The organism is Phormidium sp. CCY1219 (genome assembly GCF_035615515.1).
In the GTDB taxonomy this organism is placed as follows: domain Bacteria; phylum Cyanobacteriota; class Cyanobacteriia; order Cyanobacteriales; family Laspinemataceae; genus CCY1219.
Genome location: NZ_JAJENT010000193.1, coordinates 1 through 411, shown reverse-complemented (window position 1 = coordinate 411; position 411 = coordinate 1). Strand labels below are relative to the sequence as shown.

Below are 411 nucleotides of genomic sequence, written 5' to 3'. Positions count from 1 at the left end.
GAACCCTACGAACCGGAAAATCCGATGGAATCCTATCCCACGGATATGGAGGGAAATCCCCTGCCCCGAGGCGGAGGATTCAAAGTATATACCCTGACGGTGATGGATTAACACCAAGTGCGCGCGATTTGTATGCCAGCAGCGGTGCGTGACCCCCGGATTTTCTCGGGGGTAACATAGCATCACCGGCTTGGGGGGGTCACGCACCCTACGGTGGCTTTTTATCGGCACTCCAGCGGCGATGATATCACGTATCCCGGGGGGAAGAATGCAGGCGGTGGGCGGTTCGCAGAATTTGGCCGGCTAAAATTGCCGCGCCGAAGCCGTTATCGATATTCACCACCCCCACCCCTGCAGCACAAGAATTGAGCATGGTCAACAGGGGGGCTAAGCCATTGAAACTGGCTCCAT

The 411-nt window shown here is 56.7% G+C and carries 1 pseudogene; it reads right to left on the bottom strand.

The features are described from left to right. Nucleotides 1–247: 247 nt before the first annotated feature. Nucleotides 248–411 (bottom strand): annotated as a pseudogene (locus tag LKK83_RS01255) (nickel pincer cofactor biosynthesis protein LarB); the annotation flags it as partial.